This window comes from Kitasatospora sp. NPDC056531 (assembly GCF_042794375.1).
GTDB lineage: Bacteria > Actinomycetota > Actinomycetes > Streptomycetales > Streptomycetaceae > Kitasatospora.
Window position 1 is genome coordinate 1 of sequence record NZ_JBHTTU010000302.1, and the last position, 2,186, is coordinate 2,186.

The 2,186-nt window shown below is 70.3% G+C and carries 2 protein-coding genes; both read left to right on the forward strand.

Going from position 1 to position 2,186, the window contains the following annotated elements; translation table 11 throughout:
- A partial coding sequence (locus tag ACFQ87_RS45845) for an SDR family NAD(P)-dependent oxidoreductase (protein ID WP_380616987.1) occupies positions 1-1,216 on the forward strand: 1,216 nt, incomplete at its 5' end.
- Positions 1,217-1,263: 47 nt separating this feature from the next.
- The coding region (locus ACFQ87_RS45850) for a beta-ketoacyl synthase N-terminal-like domain-containing protein (protein WP_380616988.1) at positions 1,264-2,186 on the forward strand (923 nt) is incomplete at its 3' end.

The following is a 2,186-nucleotide window of genomic DNA, read 5'->3' on the forward strand; positions in this document are numbered from 1 at the left end:
TGAGGGTGCGGTGGAGTTGGTCGCGGAGTTGGAGGGGTTGGGGGCTCGGGTGTCGGTGGTGGCGTGTGATGTGGCTGATCGTGGGGCGTTGGAGGGGGTGTTGGCGGGGATTCCGGAGGAGTTGCCGCTGTCCGCGGTGTTCCATGCGGCGGGTGTGGGGTCCTACCGCGAGATCGGTGAGTTGTCGGTCGAGGAGTTCGAGGAGGCTCTGCGGGCGAAGGTGGCGGGTGCGCAGCATCTGGACGAGCTGACCGCGGACCTGGACCTGGATGCGTTCGTGCTGTTCTCCTCCGGCGCCGCGATCTGGGGCAGTTCGGGCAATGCGGCGTATGCGGCCGCGAACGCGTACCTGGACGGCCTGGCCCAGGAGCGGCGGGCGCGCGGCCTGACCGCGACCTCCGTCTCCTGGGGCGGCTGGAAGGCAACCGGTATGGCCGATGACGCCGCCGGCGAGATGCTTTCGCGGGTGGGTCTGCGTCTGATGGACCCGCAGATGGCGGTGACGGCGCTGGCCCAGGCGCTGGAGCAGGACGAGACCCTGCTCACCGTCACCGACATGGACTGGGAGCGGTTCGCGCCCGGCTACATGATCGCCCGGCACCGTCCGCTGATCGAGGACATCCCCGAGGTCCGGAAGTACCTGGAAGCGGAGGCCGCCGAGCAGCCGGCCGACGACTCCGCCGCCCGGGCGCTGCGCGAACGCCTCACCGGCCTGACCGAGTTGGAGCGGCTCGATGCCCTGCTCCACGTCGTCCGTACCGAGGCCGCCGCCGTTCTCGGGCACAGCTCGTCCGACGCCGTCACGGAGAGCCGGCCGTTCCAGGAACTGGGCTTCGACTCGCTCACCGCGATGGAGCTGCGCAACCGCCTGAACGCCGCCACCGGGCTGCGGCTGCCGGCCACCCTGGTCTTCGACCACCCCACCCCTGCGGCGCTCGCCGACCGCCTCCGTTCGGAGCTGCTCGAGAACCGCCAGGACCAACTGACCGATGCGGTCGACATCGGTCGCGAACTGTCAAGGATCGACCGGGCGCTGCCGCTGCTGGCGGATGACGTGCAGGCCCGTGAGGGCATCGTGCACCGCCTGCGGGAGCTCCTTGCCAAGCTCGACGAGCAGGACGGCTCGGCCCAGGAGGCCGGCGTGGTCGCCGACCTGGAGTCCGCGACGGACGACGACCTGTTCGACTTCATCGACCGCGACCTCGGCGTGTCCTGATCCAGCCGATCGTCACGTTTTTCTATTGCTCTTGAGTGGGGATCACCATGACTGAGGACAAGCTCCGTACGTATCTGCGACGGGTGACGACCGAACTGCAGCAGACTCGCCAGAAGCTCCAGAACGCCCAGGACCGGCTGCGCGAGCCACTGGCCGTCGTGGGAATGGCGTGTCGGCTTCCGGGCGGGGCCGACTCCCCCGAGAAGCTGTGGCGGCTCGTCGTCGACGAGGTCGACACGGTCGCGGGGTTCCCGACCGATCGGGGCTGGGACCTGGACGACCTGTACGACCCGGATCCGGACCGGCCCGGCAAGACCTACACCCGTGAAGGCGCGTTCCTGGAGGGCGCGGGCGACTTCGACCCGGGGCTCTTCGGGATCTCGCCGCGCGAGGCGATGGCGATGGACCCGCAGCAGCGGCTGCTGCTGGAGGTCTCCTGGGAGGTCTTCGAGCGCGCCGGTATCAATCCGGTGTCGCTGCGCGGCAGCCGGACCGGTGTCTTCATCGGCGGGACCGCGGTCGAGCACACCGTGAAGCTGATGAACTCGCCCACCGAGCAGGGCTATGCGGTTACCGGCGGCATGAGCAGTGTGCTGTCCGGCCGGGTGTCCTACGTCTTCGGGCTCGAGGGCCCGGCGGTGACGGTGGACACCGCCTGCTCCTCCTCGCTGGTGGCCCTGCACTCCGCGGTGCACTCCCTGCGCCAGGGCGACTGCTCGCTGGCCGTGGCCGGCGGTGTCGGGATTCTGGCGAGCCCGTCGGGGTTCATCACCTTCGCTCGCCAGCGCGGCCTGGCCGTGGACGGCCGGTGCAAGGCGTTCTCCGATGACGCCGACGGCATCGGCTGGGGCGAGGGCGCCGCGGTCGTCCTGCTGGAGCGGCTTTCGGACGCGCGGCGCAACGGGCACCCGGTGCTGGCGGTGATCCGCGGCAGCGCGGCCAACCAGGACGGCGCGTCGAACGGTCTGAG